Annotated in this window: 1 protein-coding gene; it reads right to left on the reverse strand. The window is 38.4% G+C overall.

What is annotated here, in order from left to right:
- Window positions 1-113 precede the first annotated feature (113 nt).
- Window positions 114-1,454: a replication-associated recombination protein A gene (locus tag ENL20_12625; GenBank protein ID HHE39394.1), complete on the reverse strand. Its 1,341-nt coding sequence runs from the start codon at window positions 1,452-1,454 to the stop codon at window positions 114-116.
- Between the last annotated feature and the right edge of the window lie 245 nt (window positions 1,455-1,699).

The raw sequence follows: 1,699 nt of genomic DNA on the forward strand, positions 1-1,699 counted from the left end.
CTGAATTATTCATCTAATACTCCTAATTGATTTTTATCTTTTTTCTGATTGGTTACTAATTTTACCATTTATTGTTCCTTTCATTAAACTTCAGAAGTTTGATCAAGGTCTTGCTATGTTTTCATTTCCTTCTTCCCTTCTCCTTTCTCCTGCTTCTCCTTCAACCTTTTCCACCAATCCAACCGTTTTTGGATTTCCTTTTCAAAACCAAATTTTGAAGGCTTATAATACTCTTTCTCATTCATTTTATCCGGAAAATATTTCTGAAAGGAATAAGCATCTTCAAACTCATGATCGTATTTGTAATTTTTTCCGTAATCCAACTCTTGCATCAATTTTGTTGGAGCATTTCGAATATGCAGAGGGACTCCCAGATGACTGGTTTTTGCTGCATCATTGCTGGCTTTTTTGTAAGCAGAATAAAGAGCATTACTTTTGGGAGCAGTTGCCAGGTAAACGACAAGTTGAGCTAGCACAACATTTGCTTCCGGCATGCCCAGAAAATGAACTGCATCTTTGACAGCGATCGCCTGCACAAGCGCATTCGGATCGGCAAGTCCGACATCTTCGGAAGCAAAACGGACCAATCTGCGTGCCACATAAAGCGGATCTTCTCCTGCTTCCAGCATGCGAGCCAGCCAGTAAAGTCCAGCCTGCGGATCACTGCCGCGCAGAGATTTATGCAAAGCGGAAATGACATTGTAATGCTCTTCGCGGTTTTTATCGTAAAACATTGCTTTTTTCGTGAGGATTTTGGAGATGAATTCCACATCGAGTTTCTGTTCCGGTTTGGTATTTTTGATGATACTTTCCAAATAATTCAAAGCTTTACGAGCATCTCCGCCACTTTGTTCGGCAAGAAAAGGAAGACAATTTTCATCAAATTTAATTTCTTTTTCTATTTTGGAAACTGCCTGTTCCAATATTTTTTCTATATCTGCGATGGAGAGTTGCTCCAACACAAAAACATGACAGCGAGAAAGAAGCGGTGAAATAACTTCAAACGATGGATTTTCGGTTGTTGCTCCGATGAGGATTATCGCTCCGGATTCCACATAAGGAAGAAAGGCATCCTGCTGGGATTTGTTGAAGCGATGAATTTCGTCTATAAAAAGGATAGTGCTTTTATTTTGTGTCTGCAGCAGATATTCTGCCTGCTTCATCACATTTTTAACATCTTTAATGCTGGACAGAACCGCACTGAACGAGATGAACTTCTTTTTTGTATTTCGCTCGATTATTCTGGCAATCGTTGTTTTTCCTGTTCCCGGAGGTCCCCATAAAATGAAGGAACTGTAATTGTCAGATTCGATCATATTCCGCAGTTGAGAATCTATTTTCAGCAGTTTTTCCTGACCGAACATTTCATCGAGGTTTTGCGGTCTGATCTTTTCTGCGAGTGGGATGTTAGTTGGTTTTATCTTTTTATCGAATAACGAAAGTTGGTCTGACATTGTTTTTCCTTGATTGTTACAAAAAGGAGCAAAATATACATAAATTCTCTATTCGTTTCTCATTCCCAAATTACATTTGGGAATGGCATTGGTCTAAAAATTTCATTTTGTTATAATTCCAGCGAAATGGATTTCCTACCCGCTTGTTTTACCAAATCGGAATTTGGGAACAAGAAGTTGAGTCCACTCTAAAAAGGTTAAATTCAATAAAATTAGAAACCGTTAAAACGGTTAATACTTTTTTC

The organism is Candidatus Cloacimonadota bacterium (assembly GCA_011372345.1).
Taxonomy (GTDB): domain Bacteria; phylum Cloacimonadota; class Cloacimonadia; order Cloacimonadales; family TCS61; genus DRTC01.

Coding starts and splice junctions, on each gene's coding strand:
- ENL20_12625 (HHE39394.1), bottom strand. CDS start 1,454: ATGTCAGACCAACTTTCGTTATTCGATAAAAAGATAAAACCAACTAAC.